This is a genomic window from Methanolobus sp. WCC5, assembly GCF_045690325.1.
Lineage (GTDB): Archaea > Halobacteriota > Methanosarcinia > Methanosarcinales > Methanosarcinaceae > Methanolobus.
In genome coordinates, this window is record NZ_CP146981.1 from 2,111,127 (window position 1) to 2,130,313 (window position 19,187).

General features: G+C 44.6%; 19 protein-coding genes. 11 read left to right on the forward strand and 8 right to left on the reverse strand.

The features are described from left to right. Positions 1-55: 55 nt before the first annotated feature. The 4 genes from V7O64_RS10230 (at position 56) to V7O64_RS10245 (ending at position 3,000) form a co-directional block, all read left to right on the forward strand. Positions 56-820 (forward strand): RAD55 family ATPase, encoded by a 765-nt coding sequence (locus V7O64_RS10230; protein WP_407355303.1) that lies wholly within the window; start codon positions 56-58, stop codon positions 818-820. A gap of 99 nt (positions 821-919) precedes the next feature. Continuing rightward, positions 920-2,137 carry a hypothetical protein gene (locus tag V7O64_RS10235; protein ID WP_407355304.1) on the forward strand — a complete coding sequence of 406 codons (1,218 nt, stop codon included), beginning with the start codon at positions 920-922 and terminating at the stop codon, positions 2,135-2,137. 128 nt (positions 2,138-2,265) lie between these two features. Next, on the forward strand, positions 2,266-2,595 hold the full coding sequence (locus tag V7O64_RS10240) for a HesB/IscA family protein (RefSeq protein ID WP_407355305.1): 330 nt from the start codon (positions 2,266-2,268) through the stop codon (positions 2,593-2,595). 54 nt (positions 2,596-2,649) lie between these two features. Next, on the forward strand, positions 2,650-3,000 hold the full coding sequence (locus tag V7O64_RS10245) for a nascent polypeptide-associated complex protein (protein ID WP_407355306.1): 351 nt from the start codon (positions 2,650-2,652) through the stop codon (positions 2,998-3,000). Between the two features lie 80 nt (positions 3,001-3,080). Here V7O64_RS10245 and tnpC read toward each other — a convergent pair whose 3' ends face one another. Further along, entirely contained in the window at positions 3,081-4,514 is a 1,434-nt protein-coding gene (gene tnpC, locus V7O64_RS10250) for an IS66 family transposase (RefSeq protein ID WP_407357278.1), read from the reverse strand. Between the two features lie 114 nt (positions 4,515-4,628). Beyond that, complete coding sequence (locus tag V7O64_RS10255; protein WP_407355307.1) at positions 4,629-4,817, reverse strand: hypothetical protein; 189 nt, start codon at positions 4,815-4,817, stop codon at positions 4,629-4,631. A 222-nt stretch (positions 4,818-5,039) separates the two neighbouring features. Between V7O64_RS10255 and acs the strand changes: the two genes are divergently transcribed. The 6 genes from acs (at position 5,040) to V7O64_RS10285 (ending at position 11,699) form a co-directional block, all read left to right on the forward strand. Next, positions 5,040-6,929, forward strand: a complete 1,890-nt coding sequence (gene acs, locus V7O64_RS10260) for an acetate--CoA ligase (RefSeq protein ID WP_407355308.1) — start codon at positions 5,040-5,042, stop codon at positions 6,927-6,929. Positions 6,930-6,997: 68 nt separating this feature from the next. Continuing rightward, on the forward strand, positions 6,998-7,798 hold the full coding sequence (locus V7O64_RS10265; RefSeq protein WP_407357322.1) for a nicotinate-nucleotide pyrophosphorylase: 801 nt from the start codon (positions 6,998-7,000) through the stop codon (positions 7,796-7,798). Positions 7,799-7,998: 200 nt separating this feature from the next. Further along, positions 7,999-8,268, forward strand: coding sequence for a thioredoxin family protein (locus tag V7O64_RS10270; RefSeq protein WP_407355309.1), 270 nt, complete (start codon positions 7,999-8,001; stop codon positions 8,266-8,268). 92 nt (positions 8,269-8,360) lie between these two features. Continuing rightward, entirely contained in the window at positions 8,361-9,374 is a 1,014-nt protein-coding gene (locus V7O64_RS10275) for an MBL fold metallo-hydrolase (protein ID WP_407355310.1), read from the forward strand. Between the two features lie 84 nt (positions 9,375-9,458). After that, positions 9,459-9,872, forward strand: coding sequence for a hypothetical protein (locus V7O64_RS10280; protein WP_407355311.1), 414 nt, complete (start codon positions 9,459-9,461; stop codon positions 9,870-9,872). 54 nt (positions 9,873-9,926) lie between these two features. Further along, the gene (locus tag V7O64_RS10285; RefSeq protein ID WP_407355312.1) at positions 9,927-11,699 is read left to right on the forward strand and encodes a ribosome biogenesis/translation initiation ATPase RLI; all 1,773 of its coding nucleotides are present in this window, start codon (positions 9,927-9,929) and stop codon (positions 11,697-11,699) included. A 42-nt stretch (positions 11,700-11,741) separates the two neighbouring features. On the opposite strand, the gene V7O64_RS10290 is transcribed toward V7O64_RS10285, so the two are convergent. After that, positions 11,742-12,530, reverse strand: a complete 789-nt coding sequence (locus V7O64_RS10290; protein WP_407355313.1) for an alpha/beta fold hydrolase — start codon at positions 12,528-12,530, stop codon at positions 11,742-11,744. Positions 12,531-12,853: 323 nt separating this feature from the next. On the opposite strand from V7O64_RS10290, the gene V7O64_RS10295 reads away from it, so the two are divergent. After that, positions 12,854-13,537 carry an AIM24 family protein gene (locus tag V7O64_RS10295; protein ID WP_407355314.1) on the forward strand — a complete coding sequence of 228 codons (684 nt, stop codon included), beginning with the start codon at positions 12,854-12,856 and terminating at the stop codon, positions 13,535-13,537. Positions 13,538-13,562: 25 nt separating this feature from the next. On the opposite strand, the gene V7O64_RS10300 is transcribed toward V7O64_RS10295, so the two are convergent. Genes V7O64_RS10300 through V7O64_RS10320 form a run of 5 tightly spaced genes read right to left on the reverse strand, consistent with a single transcriptional unit; the run spans position 13,563 to position 19,134 of the window. Beyond that, positions 13,563-13,850, reverse strand: a complete 288-nt coding sequence (locus V7O64_RS10300) for a DUF5683 domain-containing protein (RefSeq protein WP_407355315.1) — start codon at positions 13,848-13,850, stop codon at positions 13,563-13,565. Between the two features lie 58 nt (positions 13,851-13,908). Further along, a complete protein-coding gene (locus V7O64_RS10305; protein ID WP_407355316.1) occupies positions 13,909-14,328 on the reverse strand; it encodes a hypothetical protein in 420 nt (139 codons plus the stop codon). Positions 14,329-14,357: 29 nt separating this feature from the next. Continuing rightward, positions 14,358-16,196 carry a hypothetical protein gene (locus V7O64_RS10310; RefSeq protein WP_407355317.1) on the reverse strand — a complete coding sequence of 613 codons (1,839 nt, stop codon included), beginning with the start codon at positions 16,194-16,196 and terminating at the stop codon, positions 14,358-14,360. A gap of 26 nt (positions 16,197-16,222) precedes the next feature. Continuing rightward, positions 16,223-17,323 carry an ABC transporter permease gene (locus V7O64_RS10315; protein ID WP_407355318.1) on the reverse strand — a complete coding sequence of 367 codons (1,101 nt, stop codon included), beginning with the start codon at positions 17,321-17,323 and terminating at the stop codon, positions 16,223-16,225. Further along, complete coding sequence (locus tag V7O64_RS10320; RefSeq protein ID WP_407355319.1) at positions 17,320-19,134, reverse strand: ABC transporter permease subunit; 1,815 nt, start codon at positions 19,132-19,134, stop codon at positions 17,320-17,322. Before V7O64_RS10320 ends, V7O64_RS10315 begins: the two co-directional genes overlap by 4 nt. Positions 19,135-19,187 lie beyond the last annotated feature (53 nt).

The following is a 19,187-nucleotide window of genomic DNA, read 5'->3' on the forward strand; positions in this document are numbered from 1 at the left end:
ATTAATATAATTGAGAGTAAAATATTTATGATATTTGTGTTACAGGGGTCTTCTTATGGATTACAGTTTTGATGGTACAGGGGGATACAGGGTCCCCACAGGAATAGCCGGACTGGACGTACAGCTTGGAGGTGGTGTTCCCCCGGGAGCTACGATCCTGATCCTTGCAGAGCCAGGAGCCAATTCGGAGATGTTTGGCCAGCAATTCGTTTATGGCGGTCTTTTGAACAATGAGAGCGTTTTTTACTTCACTTCTGAACATCCGGCACAGGAGATCGTTCATGAGATGGAGGACATGAGATGGGATGTCGAAAAGTACGTTGAGGACGGACAGCTTGAGTTTATCGATGCTTATCTTCCCCGGTTCTATAATGTACTTCCAAAGGAGTTCACAAGCAACCTTTCAGCCAAGGATTTCCTGAAAAAGGGCATCGATTCAATGGGTCTGCTCAAAGCTACAGTCACACAAAAAAGGGATGGAAATTACCGGGGTGTTGTTGATTCTATCTCATACTTCCTGCGTGCCTACAATCTGAATACGGTTGTAGAGGTCATTGAGATGGTCTCCTCGATTGGCAGGGCCACAGGCGCCATCCATCTGATAATGATGACCAGTGGTATGCATGATTCTGTAACCGAGAATACCCTGCGCCATATATGTGACGGTGTTATTGAATTCAGGATCAAGGAACGTGGAAGTGAGATCGAGCGCAATATCATGATACGTAAGATGCGCGGAATGATAGTTCCAAACAGGACAATCTCCTATATGGTCACACAGAAAGGAATTGAACTGGAGACCACAACGCGCGTTCTTTAATATCGTTCATGTTCCTTCCCGGAACATGCTTTTCTATCTGTATGCCTTTTATTTGTAGAAAGCTATTTTAGCTAAACGGCAAAATGGATAATGATAATAATGAAACAGGATTTAGTGCGAATTTTGAGGGATATTTTCACATCATCGGGATATGATGTTACAGATTCTTTCAGGCATGACCTTGTTGCTGAAAGGAATGGCTTGAAGACAGTAATTAAGCTTTCATACAATCCCGATATCACCGAGCTGCGGGACTTTGCAGGCCAGCTTACAGAAGGTGAAGGGCTTTATGTTATTGCCGCAGATACCACTGAGGAGCTCCTTGGTCAGGCACGGGCTTCAGGCATAAAAGTATGGACCCGTGATGATATGGCCTTGAAGATCGGCAGGGCGGTGATCGCTGACATAGAGGGAACCACAGCAGAGCTTGACCTTCTTGGTCAGTTCACGGAAAAACCTGTCAGCCCTGTCAGCAGGGTCGATGAGGTTGCAAAAGAGGCCATAAATGCCATATTTGGTACCGGATCATCCCCGCATGTTGATCAAGAATCCCTGAATAGTTCATTTATAGCAAGGTCATCAAGACCATCGGCGCCTTCTGTGGAGCAGATAACTGAAGTGCAATACTATCGTCCCCGGGCAGTTACTTGCGAACCGGTTGCAGAGGAGCCGCATTTATCTGATAGCGCACAGGCAAGGGAAGAGAAGGTGCCGGTGGAAGCACCCCCGGTATATGCCCGGTCACAGAGGGAGCCCGTATTCATGGACCTGCGCTCATCACCCGTCAATGTGTCAAAAGAACGTGCACTCTCTATTGCAGTTCCGCATGTTCGGGGTGCTAATGCTGTAGTATTGAAATTCGTACCTTTCTGGAAATATAGTTATTCGCTTAGTGTTGAACATCGTTACAGGTCCAAGATAATAGATATATCAGGAGATGGTGCCAGCTGTCTCAATGCTCTTAACGGCAACAACGAGAACATGCACCTTAGTGATATACATGAGAGTGTTATGGTCCCCGATGTTGAGTATGATGTGAAGGTACCCGCAACAACTGAAGAGGATGCCCGCAAACAGCTTCTTGACATGATAATCACTGAATATACACGCGACCTGCGGTTTGACAATACACAGGGAGATGCGATAATTTCCGAACACAAAAGGTTTAAGCCAGCAGCATCAGATATAGACCTGAATGTGGAACTGGTCTATGTACCGGTATGGGAGATAAAGGGGCAGCGCAATTCGGTGGAGATCAACGCCTCCAGTGGAGAGGTCCTGCGAAATCCCGTGGACGATGATGTCGAATTTGTATAAGCTGCATCTGTGAATGATACTGAAATTGGTTCGTAAGTATACGAATGGTTTAAATATCAAAAACACATATAAAGGATTACCCGGTAGTCACCTTGTAGTAAATTCACTTAAATAATGAGGAATAAATAATGGTAGAAGTAACTGACAAAGCAGCAGCTGAATTAAAATCACTGCTTGAGGAACAGAACAAACAGGATCACGCTCTCAGGATCTTCATTGCAGGCATGAGCTGCTGCGGTGTGCAGTATGGAATGTCACTTGAAGATGAGATAAGTGAAGAACATGACCTTGTGGTTGAAGACAATGGTCTTAAAATAGTTATGAACAAAGATGATGCAGATGGCCTGTCCAATGCAAAGATCGACTATGTGGACGGTCCTTCCGGAAAGGGCTTCATCATCGATAACCCGGTGTCAGGCGCCGGATGCGGTACATCCTGTGGTGGCAGCTGCCACTAAGCGGGTCTGATATTCATATAGGCAAATTGGGTAATTCATATTACAGGTGATAAAATGTTTCCGGGATTAGGTGGCAGGGGTATGAACCCTGCAAAGGTCAAACAGATGATGAAACAGATGGGCATCAACATCACTGAGATCGAGGATATTGAACAGGTCATCATAAGGACTGCTTCAAAGGATATCGTTTTCAATGATGCCAATGTTTCCATAATGAATGCCCAGGGTGTGGATACATATCAGATAGTCGGCACGCCGGAAGAAGTGGCCAGGGAATTGCAGATTCCCGATGACGACGTGAGGCTCGTTGCAGAGCAGACCGGTGTTTCCCAGGACAAGGCCCGCCAGGCATTGAAAGATGCCAATGGTGATCTTGCAGAGGCTATCCTGGCACTCTCATCTTAAATCTGTCTGATTTCTTATTTATTTTTTATTGTAACTATTCAGCCTAGCTCATTTCTACTACCAGATTTCTTAATCCACTATCAATTCTGCAATATTGGAGAAAGTGAATTCCTGTAGAATATTGCATTAATTGAGTCGATAACAGATAGAGAATTCTTGCTAACAGTAGAAACGTATCCTCTTATCCGGCAGAAATTTCTCGCACCCTGTTCACTACGGAAAGTACCGGATATCTTCTGCTGTACTTTCGTCATTCTGATATCTCTTTCCGCCTGATTATTATCAAACGGAACGTCTGGGTCGTACATAAACCGCAAGATATCTTCCTTGAACCCGATAAATCGATCCAGCAAATTCTTTGCCGTGGTTTGCTTCTTACGTCCCCGTTTTCCAGACAGCACATTTGATTCAAGGTCAGGAGGATTTTCACTCATCCCAAAACAAGTGATGTGATCATAATCCTCACTGAACCTTTGAATTAAATCCGGATTTAAAAGACCATTATCATCATGATGTTTGATGCACATCAACAGATCTGCCATTATCTTTGGCCACTGTTGTTCACTATTTTCATGAGCTCCGGTTAGCTCCCTTAACAGATGTGCATTACACAACGAATGCTGGCAATCGTATTTGTTGTAAGGTTTCCAGAAATCATGAGTTGCAACACCAGTGTAACCTGGTAGAATGCCCATGGCTTCCATTGCTTCTGAACCTCTCTTTTTATGTGGAAAATAATATGTCAGTTTGCTTGTCCCTGCTACATGAAGCCAGTTACGAGTTGCATTTACCCTCATTCCAGTTTCATCCAGATTGATAACAGGAGATTGTTTCAGAAGGTGTTTGACTTCGTTTTCAAATGATTCAAGTTTGCCAAAGCAACTGCTCACTATGTTCACTATTGTACCAGGACTTATCCTGCATCCTAACATGTCAGAGAACAAACCGGCTACACGCTTATAAGGAAGTAATTGGTTAATGTGCAAATAAACTGCAGCAGACTTGACCCGAATACCATATTGAGTTGGCTGAGTCACACCCTCAGGAAAAACAGCTTTGTTTACACGGGAACATTTAGGACATGTTTTTATCTCAGAACGATGCTCTGTACACTTAATTACTATTGGTGGAATGTCAAAGACCTGTCTTCGTTCATAACCAGAAGGAATGGAAGCTAACGAGCTTCCACAATTAGTACATTTGTCAACATGATGAACAACAACTTCGTCCGGTTCATCAGTCATTCTTAAGGTAGTACCCGGATGACCATTTTGACCACCTGGGGATTTACCACTCTTTTTTCTCTGACTTTTGACCTTTGGTTTATTCCGTGCATAATAATCAGTAGAAGGTGGTTTGCTACTGTTGCTACTATTCTTTTCAAGCATCTCTTCCAGATGCTTGACACGTTCTTCAAGTTTTTCTATTATCCCAAATAGCTGAGTTACAAGTTCTACTACTGCTTCAGGACCAGTTTCATAAACTGCAAGTATTTCTTCTCGTTCTATACAAATCCCCTCAGATTGATAGACGTTTTTTATTGACGACACTTAAATATTTTAATAATATGTAGAATGTGTTCATAGTATATCGATTTTTGCATCAATGAGGAAAATCAGGCTGAATAGTTACTTTTTATTTTTGTTTTTATTATTGTTTTTATTATTGTTTTTATTTTTCCGGTTAACTTTGTTCTTTCGTATATTCTCTGTCTGCTTATTCTCTTTTCTTCCTGGGATACTGTTTGTGTGCACTTTTTCTGTCTGATCGTTGTCGAATAGATACCTGCTTTTATATTTTCTCTCTATTGAGACCAAAATAGGTATATATTACTCTCACGATTATAAATGATAATTGGAAGTGTCCTGCAAATTGCGGGTCCTCATTCAATACAGCCACTGCATGTCCCGGGGTTCATTTGAACCTTTGTTTGTTCTTCAAAATGACATGATGCGGTTGCTCTGAAAAATGGTTCTGTTGCTTTGGAATCAAACGGAGACCATGAAACGATCTATGATGGATTAATAGCTGGAGTAAACATGTCTGAGAATTTTGATGTAAAACTTGATAGCAAAAGCTATCTTCCGCCCTTTTCAGTAAAGCAGGAGTCCTGGATACAGGATTATGAGGCCGCTTACAATGAATTCCTTAAAGACCCTGAGAAACACTGGGCAAACGTTGCAGAAGAGCTTGAGTGGTTTGAAAAGTGGGACAAGGTAAGAGAATGGAACCACCCATATGCAAAGTGGTTCACCAATGCCAGACTAAACATCACATACAATTGTCTGGACCGGCATGTGCTTAACGGAAAAAGGAACAAGGTAGCTCTGATCTGGGTGGGTGACAACGGCGAGGAGCAGGTTATCACGTATCGCCAGCTTTACAGGGAGGTGATGAGGTTTGCAAACGGCCTGAAGTCCCTAGGTGTGGAAAAGGGTGACCGTGTATGCATTTACATGCCTCTTGTACCTGAGCAGATAATCGCAATGCTTGCCTGTGCCCGCATAGGTGCGATACACAGTGTTGTATTTGGTGGTTTTGGATCCAATGCCCTGCATTCCCGGATTAAGGATGCGCAGGCAAAGATAGTGATTACCGCAGATGCAACCCTCAGGCGCGGGAAGCGCATAGATCTCAAGACCCTTGTGGATGAGGCCGTGGTCAATGCTTCCAGTGTTGAAAAGATAGTGGTCCTGAGAAGGATGACGCCCCAGCTGGAACTCTTTTCCGAGATAGAGGTTGATTTCTATGAGATAATGGAGAATGTGGAAAAAGAGTGTGAACCCGAGGTGATGGATGCAGAGGACCCTCTTTTTATCCTTTATACCAGTGGTACCACAGGTCCTGCAAAGGGAATAGTCCATGCCTGCGGAGGATACATGGTGGGTACGTATTATACCACAAAGAACATGTTCGATCTGAAAGACAACGATGTTATGTGGTGCACTGCAGATCCGGGCTGGATCACAGGTCACAGTTACATTGTCTACGGTCCGCTCTCTGTGGGTGCCACCATCCTGATATCCGAAACAACGCCGGACTACCCGGACCCGGGTATATGGTGGAGTATCGTAGAGGAATTCGATGTGACGGTCTTCTATACAGCACCAACAGCTATCCGTATGTTCATGAGGATGGGTGAGGAGTGGCCAGGTAAGTACAACCTCAGCTCACTGCGTATTCTGGGTTCTGTGGGTGAGCCTCTCAATCCGGAGGCATTTGAGTGGTACTACCATGTCATAGGAAAGGAAAGATGCCCTGTACTGGACACGTGGTGGCAGACCGAGACCGGCATGCACATGTTAACCACGGTAATAGGGGAACCCATGAAACCCGGTTTTGCAGGCAGGGCTGTCCCCGGTGTTATAGCGGATGTGGTGGATGAGAAAGGGGAGTCTGTACCTGCCGGTACAGGCGGTTTCCTTGTCATCAAGGAGCCATGGCCTTCCATGATGCGAACAGTATACGGCAACGACGAACGGTATCGGCAGTACTGGACATCCATTGGGAATTATTATGCGGCTGGTGATCTTGCAGTAAAGGATGAGGATGGCTACATCATGATCCTGGGTCGTTCAGATGACGTACTAATAGTTGCGGGGCACAATATCGGAAGTGCTGAGGTTGAAAGTGCACTTGTCTCACATGAAGCTGTAGCCGAAGCAGCAGTGATCGGAAAACCGGATCCTCTTAAGGGTGATTCCATCAAGGCCTTCATCATACTCCGTATGGGTTATAAGCCAGGTGACAAACTCAAACTGGAGCTTGTCTACCATGTAAGGATGAACCTGGGACCCATTGCCATACCATCGGAGATAGAGTTTGTGGATTCCCTGCCAAAGACCCGAAGCGGCAAGATAATGAGACGTCTGCTTAAGGCACAGGAACTGGGTCAGGATCCGGGGGACATTTCCACTCTGGAGGATTGATCCTCCTTTTACTACATTTTCCTAAATAGTAATAGTTATGAATCATTCCTTACTATTAATTATTGAATGTGATTACCATGATAGACTTTTTCGATCTTTATCTTTCAGAGGATTGCCCCTATGGTGACGAGACAACCGAGCTTCTCGGGATAGAAGGAAGCGGAAGGCTTCGGATCAAATCAAGGGAGCACGGCGTTGCTGCATGTATGGATGATCTTGGGGATTTCTATAAAAAGCATGGTCTTGAGGTCGTGAGCATGGTTCACAATGGTGCGGAGTTCAATCCCAATGATGTGATATTCGAAGCCCAGGGTGATCTTCCTGCAATCTTTAAGCTCTGGCGTATATCACAGACCTTCCTTTCAATTGTATGTTCTATTGCCTCTAGCACTCGTTTTGCTGTGGAGCTTGCAAGGAAATCCAATCCGGATATAATGATAGCAACGAGTCGCAAGACACATCCGGGATTTCGCAAATATGAGCTTAAGGCCGTAAAGATAGGAGGTGGCGAGCACCATCGCAACTCTCTGAGCGATTCTATACTCATCACACAGAACCACCTGGATGTCATGGAGAAAAAGGTAGATCTCAGGTCCATGCGCAAGATAGAGATCGAGCCCCGCACATTTGAAGAGGCCTGCGAGTCTGCTCCGGTGGCTGATATACTTCTTCTTGACCATTACAGCCCGGAGGAACTTGAATCCATTGTGCCCCGGCTTCGCTCCCTGAACCCTCATCTTGAGATTGCGGTGGGTGGTATAGATGTCAGTATGATATCCGATTATGCAAGACTTGTTGATGTGATAGTGACGACTGCTCCATATTATGCAAAGCCGCTGGATCTTACTTCCCGTATAAGGCGTATCTGAGCATTAACCGGATATATGTGAAGCGAAAATCCTATATATGATATACACCATGGTTGTGTAAGTAATATGCATTACCGATGCAAAAACCTTTGACTTTGGGGATCTGGCTCACAGGATAATTGCAGAAAGTTTCTTTCGGGTAATGCATGTAGAGATAGTAAAGATGATCAATTTATCATTTACAATGCAGAGGTGTTTATATGAGCAAACCGGAACTTTTGGATTTCAGTGCAACATGGTGCGGACCCTGTAAGATGCAGAAGCCCCATCTGGAAAAGGTAAGTCAGGAATTTGGCGATAAAGTTGACGTAAAGGTTATAGATGTGGACCAGAACCAGAGTCTTGCAGCCCAGTATGGTATACAGGCAGTACCTACCCTTATTATTGTGAAGGACGGTGCCCCTGTTAAGCGCTTTACAGGTCTTACAACCTCCGGCATCCTTATTGAAGAGCTTAAAAAGGTGCTTTAAGCACCTGTTATTTGTTCTTTGAAATATTTTCCGACGTATTTTGAAAAAGTGTAAATACCTTAAGATCAATCCAGTTTCGAGGTTTTGGAGAATTGAAGGAACTGGTCGATCTTGGTGTAATGGTTTTCAGGGAGAAGAACTCCCGGGGCTCTTTCAAGCCTCATCTTTCTGTAAAGTTCAGGTCTGTGGAAGGTGAGCTTGTCACATTTTCCATAGATACAACCCGTACTCCTGCTAAATACCAGCAACCAGATGCCTATCTTATCACTCATGCTCATTCAGACCACCACGGCAAATCTGCGATGCTCTCAGAAAATGCAGTTTGTTCTGATAAGACCGCTCTGGCACTGGAGATACGCCACCAGCGTAAATATGCCGGCAGAACATTCAGGGTTGGTGAATCCTTAGAGGTCAATGGTGTAACTCTAAGGACATTCCACAATTTCCATACAGTTGGATCCACTTCTTTTATGTGGGAGAACGAACTGGGTACGAGGATACTTGTGACAGGGGATGTGAAGGATGCTTCCATGCTTCCTAAATGCGATCTTCTTATAACGGAAGCGAATTATGGTGATCCTGGGGATGCAACATGTTATTTTGATGATGATATAACAGGTTTTGAGAATGCCTTCAGGGACAATGCCTGCATTGCCTTTGGAGCCTATGCGTTTGGCAAGGCCCAACGGACTGTGGAGATGCTCAGAGGCCTTGGATATGCGGGGATAATAGAGATGGAGGAACAGTCCCTTTCACTGACACGCACCCTTCTTGAGGGTGCAGGTGAGCTTGCATGTATTGGGGAGTGCTGCGGCGATCGTATAACTGTGGTGCCTCCATGGGATCTGGATAAACTGCCTTCCGTTTTATCAAAATATGTGATGACCGGCCGCAATGATTACAGATATCCCTCTATCCAGATAAGTGATCATCTGGATGCCAGAGGACTCGTGTCCATGGTAAAGGACATCGATCCTGAGTTCACGGTTGTGTATCATCCAGGCGGCCATCGTCCTGGAAGGTTTGCAAAGCACCTTAAAGGAATTGGTTTTAATGCACTTCCAATCGATGGAATCAGTAATGTGCTGAGCAATGAGTTTGTGTGATAGCTCTGGCAGGATAAACATTTATATAAGTATTGGTTTTTATAGTACCCACACTATCCAAGTTGTACCAGGAGATCATATCAATTGTCCAAATCATCCAAGAGAAAGCAATCAGAAGCCCTATCCAGGAAGGAATCCGCTGATAATTCACAGGAAGCTCCTGTTTCTTCTGATTCCGGTAAGCCCCGGTTCAAAGTGAGGACCCCGGAGGAAAGGAAAAAGGCCCATGTGGAAGGAATAATTAAAACGGCAGTTGCCTCTGTTATCGGTGTAATTGCAGGTTTTCTCACTTATCTGCAGCTTGGCGTTGGTGATGACCCTACATTGAAATGGTATGCGATCATGGTCATAGTTGCTGCACTTTCCTATTATGCCATGAGGCTGGTGTTTCCTCTTTTCAAGGTAAGGACAAAGGAATTCGGTTTTAAGGACTGGTTCTATGTAGAGTTCATCGTCATAGACTTCTGGCTTGTTACATGGGCGCTGCTTCTTAATTGATCATCTCTTTTTCCATATTTATCCATTACTTTATTTCACTGACAGGGATCTAACATGCGAATTGCCATACTGAACAAAGACAGATGCCAGCCAAGACGTTGCAGTCATGAATGCGAAAAATATTGTCCCCGTGTAAGGACAGGGGATGAGACTATTATCTTCGGGGATGACGGTAAGCCCTTGATATCCGAAGAGCTTTGTGTGGGATGTGGTATATGTGTCCACAAGTGTCCATTTGAAGCTATAATGATAATCGGTCTGCCTGAAGCTCTCAACGAACCAACACACAGGTACGGTCCCAACGGGTTTGCACTCTATGGCCTGCCAGTGCCGCAGGTTGGTAGGGTCACCGGTATTCTCGGTCCCAACGGTATTGGTAAGAGTACGGCAGTCCAGATCCTCTCAGGTAACCTTATACCAAACTTCTCACAGGAGAGCGGAAACTGGGACTTAGTCCTTGAACATTATGCAGGTACTGCTCTTTATGATTATTTCAGTGATGTGGTGGATGGGAACATAAAGGTCTCCCAGAAACCACAGTATGTGGACCTCATTCCCAAAGCCTTCAAGGGTAAGACCCGTGAGCTGCTGGACAAGACCGATGAAAGGGGCATACTTGCAGAACTCATCCAGCGGCTTAACCTCTCACATGTGCTTGACCGCAAGATCTCAGAGCTCAGTGGCGGTGAGCTTCAGAGGGTGGCTATTGCCGCATGTGCAGCAAAGGATGCGGATTTCTATTTCTTTGATGAGATAAGTCCGTATCTGGATATCTACCAGCGTATCAATTCAGCCCAGCTCATCCAGGAGATAGCCAAAGACAAGGCCGTACTTGTGGTGGAGCATGACCTTGCTATACTTGACATGCTTGCCGATGTGGTACATGTGGCATACGGAGAGCCCGGCGGATATGGTGTGATAACCCATCCCAAAGGTGTGCGTGTTGCCATCAACCAGTACCTGAAAGGTTATCTTCCCGAAGAGAATGTACGTATACGTCCTGAAACCATCAAATTTGAAGTCCATCCGCCCAGGGTGGAAACTGATATCAATACCCTTGTGGATTATGATGCGTTCTCCAAGAAATATGGTGAAGGCTTCCATCTTTCCACTGATGGTGGTTCCCTTAAGCAAGGCGAGGTTCTGGGAATAGTGGGCCCCAATGGTATAGGCAAGTCTACATTTGTCAAGATATTGGCAGGTGAGGTGGAACCGGATGAAGGCAAACTTGACCTCAACATCAGGATCTCTTACAAACCCCAGTACATCAAAGCCGATACGCCAATACCGGTACGGTATCTCCTAAGGGGCATCTCCAGTAAATTCGACAGCAGTTATTATCAGTCTGAAATAGCAAAGCCGCTGAATATCGAACGTCTTTACGATCAGCTGGTTACCGAGCTCAGCGGCGGTGAGCTTCAGAGGGTGGCCATTGCAGCCTGCCTGTGCCAGGATGCTGACATGTACATACTTGACGAACCAAGTGCACACCTTGACGTAGAACAGCGCTCAATGGCTACAAAGGTAATAAAGAGGTTTGCTGAGAACAACGGAAAGACTGCCATGGTCGTTGACCACGACATCTATATGATAGATATGCTTAGTGAGCGTCTAATTGTCTTTGAGGGTGAATCCTCTGTTTACGGTAAGGCACATGAACCCACTGGCATGCAGCAAGGTATGAACAAGTTCCTCAAAAACCTTGATATAACTTTCAGGCGTGATGAGGACACTTCCCGTCCAAGGGTCAACAAACCCGATTCAAGACTTGACAGGGAACAAAAGACAAGGGGAGAATATTATTATCATAATATAATTGATGAATGATCCCCATCTTTTTCTTTATATCTGCATGATTTGCGGATAATCCTATACTGCGATCTCTTCTGCCATCACATGGTAGAATGCCTCAGCTGAATGCTTTTCCAGCCAGGGATAATGGCCGCATTTGTCCAGCAGGACATATCTGAAATCGTCGATGACCCTTGAAAGCGGCTCTTTCACACCTTCAAAGGGATGGGGGTCATAATTTCCGTGTATCGCCACAACAGGGCATCGTATCATTCTTCCCATGTCCAGCAGTTTTCCGCTCTTTCTTAAATAGCTGGCCTCTTTCCATATGATCCTGTTGACGTCATAGCGGAGTCCGGGTCCTGTTTCCCCGGAATGCACAAGATCAAAGGAATCTGCATTTGATATCAATTTCCCGTATCTTGTAAAAAAATAGTCCTTATTTTTCACATCAGGGTCAGCCATGCTTGCACTAAGCTTCAGGTACTCCCGGATCTCATTATTATTGAGGCGCTCCAGCCTTTTTTGCATTATCAGGGACGCGTAGCTCTCTTTAAAAGGTCCGCTTGCTATAAGTATCAATTTTTTTACATAGGACGGATAGCGTGCAGCAAACATGAAGGCCAGCCATGCTCCCCAGGAATGTCCTGCCAGCGTCACAGGAAGTTCTCCATGCTCTTTTAGCGTATCCCTTAGTTCCCGTATCTGTCCTTCGATGCTCATAGATGTCTGGAATGGTTCCAGTACTCCTGTCATATCAGACAGTCCGGCAGCCAGTTCTGCAACAGTTCCGGGTGCACCGGGCCCGCCATGGATCACTGCAATATTATATGGTGATGTCCCGTATTTTCTGAGTTTAAGGTTCATATCTTTCTGTCTCTAAATGCGATTATCAGGATGTTCAGGCAGGGTGTTCAGGGTGCATATGGTGTTCATTGCTTATATGCAGATATGCTTATATAATATATACCTGTAAATATATTATTACAACAACATGGTTTAATGTCCCATGATGCTGTTTTTTCAACGGATGTGGTATTATCGCAGAAACAAAATTCTATAACAACATAACTGTCCTTGATAGTGTCGATAAGGGCAGTTTCAAAGCCGAGATCCTTCAATACAACTCACTGACAGGAAGTAAGGACCCTTCCATTGCACGGAATCTGTATTATGTACATAAAGCAGGCATGTCCCTGAAACAGATAAAAATAACGTTGAATGATAGCGGGGTGATAGTCGAGCCCGGAGCACTGTATTTCCATAAGGGTGCCATCACATGCGATGCAAATATCGGTGGTGTTGGTGGTCTTGCAAAGAAGATGATAAAGAAAAAGTTAACCAATGAAACAGCTTTCAATCCTCTATACAGGGGAACAGGTGAGGTGTTCCTTGAACCAAGTTTCAGTCACTTCCTGATAGTGAGCCTGGATAATGGTTCCATCATTGTTGACAAAGGTATATTCTACTGTTCCGAATCAAGCCTGGAGGTTGGCGTGGCAGCCCAGAAGAACCTGGCAGCCGGATTGCTGGGTGGGGAAGGCTGGTTCCAGACAAAGATAAGTGGTACAGGTACCTGTATACTGGAAAGCCCTGTTCCCTTGGGTGAGATCCTCAAATACAACCTTAACAACGAAAAACTTCAGGTCGACGGTAACTTTGCACTTCTAAGGTCCGATTCGGTCAGATTCAGTATTGAAAGTTCAGGCAAGGGCATCGCAGGCCGCCTCACCTCTGGTGAAGGACTTCTCCAGACATTCGAAGGAACCGGGACCGTATGGCTTGCACCCACCCAGCCGGTATATAATTCAATATCCACAGGTAGTGTATCCTCTCTGGCTGCAGCACCTTACAGCAGGCACAATCCAGCATAAAAGGGGCTTTATAGCTCCTTTATTTTCATTTATCTTCAATTCTGTTTTTATCCTGCTTATCCCTGGCATAATTAAAAGCCTGGTATATGTTGTATAACCAGAAAAAGATGAATATGATTATGGGAATCACAAGATATGCAGAAACTATCAGTATAAAGGCAATTACGAAATAATACGATCCTCTGCCCACGTCTCCGTTATATATCTGCCCCAGTCCCGGGAATAGCATGGAGTATAGCGCAGCTTTCCATGGTACAGGTGTCCGCTCTCCATTTTCATTTTGGACGATGTGCTCCCTTTCCTGATCGGTCATCAGACTCCTCCCTTCAGACTCTAAATTATACACTTCTTGCATAACAAATTTACCGATATCAATTGCGTCTCAAAAGGATATTTTCTGCCTCTTTAATAGCATATCCCAGATTTTTGCTTCCTGTATCTGAAGAAGAGGTCTTATCCGTTGTTAGATCATGCTTTCTCTTTTTCATACTTTTTCCCTTGCCAAGGTACCATGTCAAAAACTCGGTATACAGTATTATTCCTATCAGGGTGGACCAGAGCATCAGTAATATATGGAAATTGTTCACGGGTACAAGTCCGTTTGCAAGGAGCATCTGCTGATATGCAAGAAAAGCTATCGACGTTTTTGGTATAATAAGAATGAAGATCAGAGGTGTAAAGAAAAGAATGATGAATGCAAGCCTGGATGATATGTTGATAAGTACAAAGAGAACTAACATGGCAAACAAAGCAAAAAGAATTGCAGATCCGATAAATGCCAGAATTTCCATGTATACTCTCTCCTGTACGGTTATTATTCTCACTTATATACTCTTGTTATATATAAATATGCAAAGACCGGTACTACGGCAATCAGGCTGAACAGTGCTGCAAAGGAAGAGGCAAGGAACCCTGCAGCCTGGACTCGTGTGATCTCTGAATTTTCGGCCCCAGTTCCTGGATGTGAGCCAAAAGGTTCAATATCATGTTCGTAGCCCTGTCCATCGATATAGGCATTCTCCTCCTCTGAAATCGCATCATCTATGTAGAGGAAAGGTTCATATGATGTTGCTCTTCCCATTCTTCCATTTCCATCCTCAAAGATAAGTTCTGTTTCCGGCAGATAATGTTCTCCTGCCCTTTCCGCCCTGACAACATAACTGAACTCTTTTGTCGTTCCTGCTTCAATCGTTCCTTCCCATCCGTCATCTCCCTCGATGAATGTGAGCTCATTGGGTATTCTCTCCCTGAATGATGCTTTAAGGTTTCTGTCGCCTTGATTGCTGATCCATATGTTGATGGCTATCTCCTCTCCTACAAGCATGTAACTGGAACTGAGTTCTTTCTCTACCAGGATATCGGGACCGCTTACATGAAATGTCATGTCATTTCTTTCTGATTCCAGCATATAGGTTTTCCCTTCGTCTTTCCAGACCACTGTTGCAGGTGAGAATGTAAACTCGCCAGGTTCTGTGGGAGATGTTGAATATTCAATCGTTGTTGTTGACCCGGGCTCAAGTAAGATTGCCCACTCGGTATCACGAAGGTTGTCAGGAATGAAGGATGCAGGCAGTTCATCTGTGACAGTGACAGCTTTGCGGGAATCAGCCTTATTCTGGATTGTTATTTTCACATTGAAATATTCCTCGATTCCAGATTCCGGTTCAGATGATGACCCTTTCATTGATATGATCTCTTTTTTGATGGATATGTACGGCTTGATACTTGTTTCTGTAGTTGTCCCGGCGCTGTATTCATTGGCCCTGTAGTCATATCCCAGGACATTTGACCGGATACTTATGCTCCCGCCTACAGGATGGTTGTATGGCTCTATTTTTATGTTGAACTTTTTCATCTTGCCGGGTTCCAGTATTGAATGTTGCTGCTTTTCCTGTGAAACGGATCCCTGCTCACATTCAACATTGAGTATTATCCCATGCAGTGGTATGGTGCCGTTGTTCGTGACGATTAATTCATACTCTATATACTCATCAGGTTCATAAATGGTCTTCAAATTGGCAACATCTATCTTTATCCCGGGTGAGCCGGGTTTCAGTGTTTCTATGAACACTTCTCCCGTTTCCCTTTTCAGGTAGAGCACATTGATCATGAAATCATCAGAGATCTTCTGGTATTCCCCGCTCTGATAGTTTCTGTCGTGGATATCGCTTCCAAACTGTACCTTTATATGGGCACCATCTTCGCTGATACCCGCAACAGTGAGCTTATAGTTCTCTGCGGTCAGGGTGTCTCCTGCTTTGAAGGCTGTTCGGGGGATGTCGGTTATCCATACAAGCTCACTTTTCTGTTTGTATACGTCAATGGATACTTTTTCCGGGGTGATGGTAAGTATGTCTATCTTCAACTCATTATTGTATGTGTGTTCATTGTTCAGGCCAGTGTCTGCCCGGAAGGCCTCCTTGAATACACCGTTCCTGTATATCAGCAACGTAGAATAAGTTTCATTTGCGTTTATTTCGTGTATCTTGACGGTGAATCCTTCCAGATGTGCTCTTTCACCTGTCCCCAGTTCATAGGAACCCTGGAATATCCATATGTCCTCTTCACGGATGCCGCCGGCACTGGCCTGGGCTGTTAATATCAGCAGGATGAACAATAAAGGAAGAAGTTTCAGGACTGACAGTTTCTCTGCAGGCATCAATATCATCTATATATTTGTATGTTTTAAGTGTTATTTGTATTCTGCTTCACCGTTGCTATCATTGCAAGATAAAGTAACAGTGCCAGAACCAGGTACCCACCTGTCCAGGCCCATGCCTCCAATGCACCTATGCTCTGGATCGATAGGCGGGTGACCAGGTTCAGGGGGGAGTTAGTGAACAGGTAGGATGACATGAAGAGGAAGATCAGTATAAGCGAGTATAGCAACTGCGCAACTCCTCTTTCCCTTAACAGGACTGCAATTATGGTACTGGATAATACCAGTATCATAGCGATTATTGTCACAAGCAGCAGTATCTGCAGTGAATTCTCGATCGATATCCGGTTCATGGAAAGCAGGAGCATCCAGGCCAATGATTGCAGGGGAACGATCAATGTTGCCAGAAGAGCTTTGCCGGTTACTATCTCAAGCATGGATGCGGGTGATACAAGCAGCATGTCCATGGTCTTGCGTTCATATTCCTCTGTGATAAAATCTATTATCAGACCTCCCGATATGAATGCAGGTGTAAATATCAACAGAGGAAGAAGTGCTACATAGATGAACTCAAAGAATGTGGAAGTTGTCCGAAGTCCTCTTTTTATGATGTTAAACTCAACGGGCGAATAACCGGGCAATCTCTGCGTCCTTATATCCCTTACACTCTGCTCGTATTTTTCAAGCGGCTCTTTTAACTGGAGGGACACAACCGTTGCTTTGACTTCTGATTTTGGCAGGTAGATATCGACATTCAATAGCTCGGTACCCTCTGGATGTCCAAGGGGTGTTACGATTATCGCATCGACACTACGTTCATAGAAGTCCGTGTATGCTGCCTGGAAATCATTGTAGAGGTATGTTCTGACATTGCTTTGCTGCAGTATCCTGTAAAGTTCATCCTCTGATGTTCCAACGACTGCAACGGAACTTCCTTCAATATCGGTGTTTTGCAGCATGCTTGGGTCATAGAAAGATGTTAGTCCTATTACAAGGAAAGTTGAGAATGATGCAATGAAAAGCTGGATAACAATGGCAAGAATGAATGTCTTTTCCCTCATTAGTTCCTTGAATTCCTTTTTAGCCACTGTCTTCATTTTTCTGCAGGAATTACCATGTCGGGTCAAAAGAGCAGCCCCCTGAGGATTATTAAGTTGTAGATACTATGGAAAAGGGTTGCAAGTACCACTGCCATCAGGTAATGACGTGTTCCTTTCCAGTACATTACCATTGAGCTGATGAGAACGGTTGTAATGTGCAGGAACAATGGTATCAGCAGTAAAGCACCCATTGTCATTACCGAACCAAAGGCCGAACTTGCTATCGGTGCCAGCGTAAGCAGTGCAACGGCTTTTTCCCCCACAAAGAATCCGGCACCTGAAAGGACAGAATACTTAATAGCATTCCTGGCGGTTATACCTGCTATCTTTCTCTGGAACAATGTGTAGATACCAACGGATTTTACGATTTCTTCAGCCATTGCAGACAGCAGGATCATCGTGATTATCGAATAAGGCACAGGCAGATTGAAAAGCATGACGATCAGCATCAATTGTGTCATGTATACGAAGGGGATGAATATGATACTGAGCAGGAACACGGAACCGTATGGATATGAGAGGAACAGTTCAAAGCAGTCGACGATCTTTGCAGTGATGGGTTTTTGTGTGAAAAGGTCTTCCTCCCTGAAAATGAAAGTTCCAAAAGTATAGACTGAGATAGCTACAAAATAAAATGGCAGGGTTGAGAAGAGGTATGTGTTTACCAGGACAGTTTCACCTTCTATAAGCCTGACTACCAGCGTAATGGGCGAGATGGAGCTTATGGCATGGATATTTGCAAACATCGCAGGGAAGAACAGGTATCCTGAGATGATCACTGACAGGAAAACGCTTGCAAATGTCAGTTCCTTAAAACTCCTTGAAAGGATGGCACTGTAGAACGAAAGTGCAAAAAAGAGCAGCACCACAGGGAGTATGGCTGCAAGCACCAGCAATATCCTTCCTGTTTCTTCAAGAGTTGACGGTATGCCGAGTATATATAGAGTGATAGCTGCCTGTATGGCCATTGTTATCGCAATGTAGGGTACTGTTTTTCCTATGACTACGTCTCTTCCTTTAAGGGGTGCGGCCAGTATAAGTTCTCCTCTTCTGTTGGTGCGTTCGTCCATAAGGCTTGTAGAGTAGAATTGTGAGATGAAGTAGATGGGAAATATGAAAAGGAAAGCGTAAAGTATGGCTGTGAATGGAATCGGTGCTGAGAAGTTGGAAGGTGTGGCGATTGTCTGCCTCTCAAAGAAGGTCTTCCCTTCCATGGCATCCAGGGCTGCGATTTCCTCCGGACTTATGGTCGATGACCCGGGTCTGGCGGTTCCGCTGCTTGCATATCCGTTCTGGCTGCTTGTTCCCGGGATGCCCTCGGGCATCTCAGTTTCGCGTATCCCTCTGCTTATTCCTTCTGCCGTATCGCCTGCACCTGCCAGATGGAAATCCTGAGGTCTTTCCAGGTCACGGACAGTTACCCATACAGGATGGCTGTTATTAATATCATTGTATGAACTAAGTACAACTTCTCTGTATGTCTTGAATGTGTTTTCCAGTGCATCTCCTGCAGCGGCCGCCTTACGTGTATCTCTAATATATACATTGTTCCCTATTATGGCAAGGTCGGCCCCGTACTCATGGTAATTGCTTGCGCCGAACATGTCTACAAGGACATGATCAAACCTCTGGTCTGTATCGATAATGGGGCTGATCTGCGGCTGGGAGATTGCGGCAAGATATATTTTCTGGTTCATACTCATCCCTGTATGGGATGCTGCGTAGGATGCCACTATTACCATTATCAATGACAAGGTAAGGATTATCATTGATCGGGTATCGAATTTAAGTTTTGATCTCAATATCTCCCATTTTGCAATAGTGAACCAGCCGCTCATGAGGATTTTATTAGTACTTTATTATATTAATAGGTATTTCCTAAGTCCTTTTT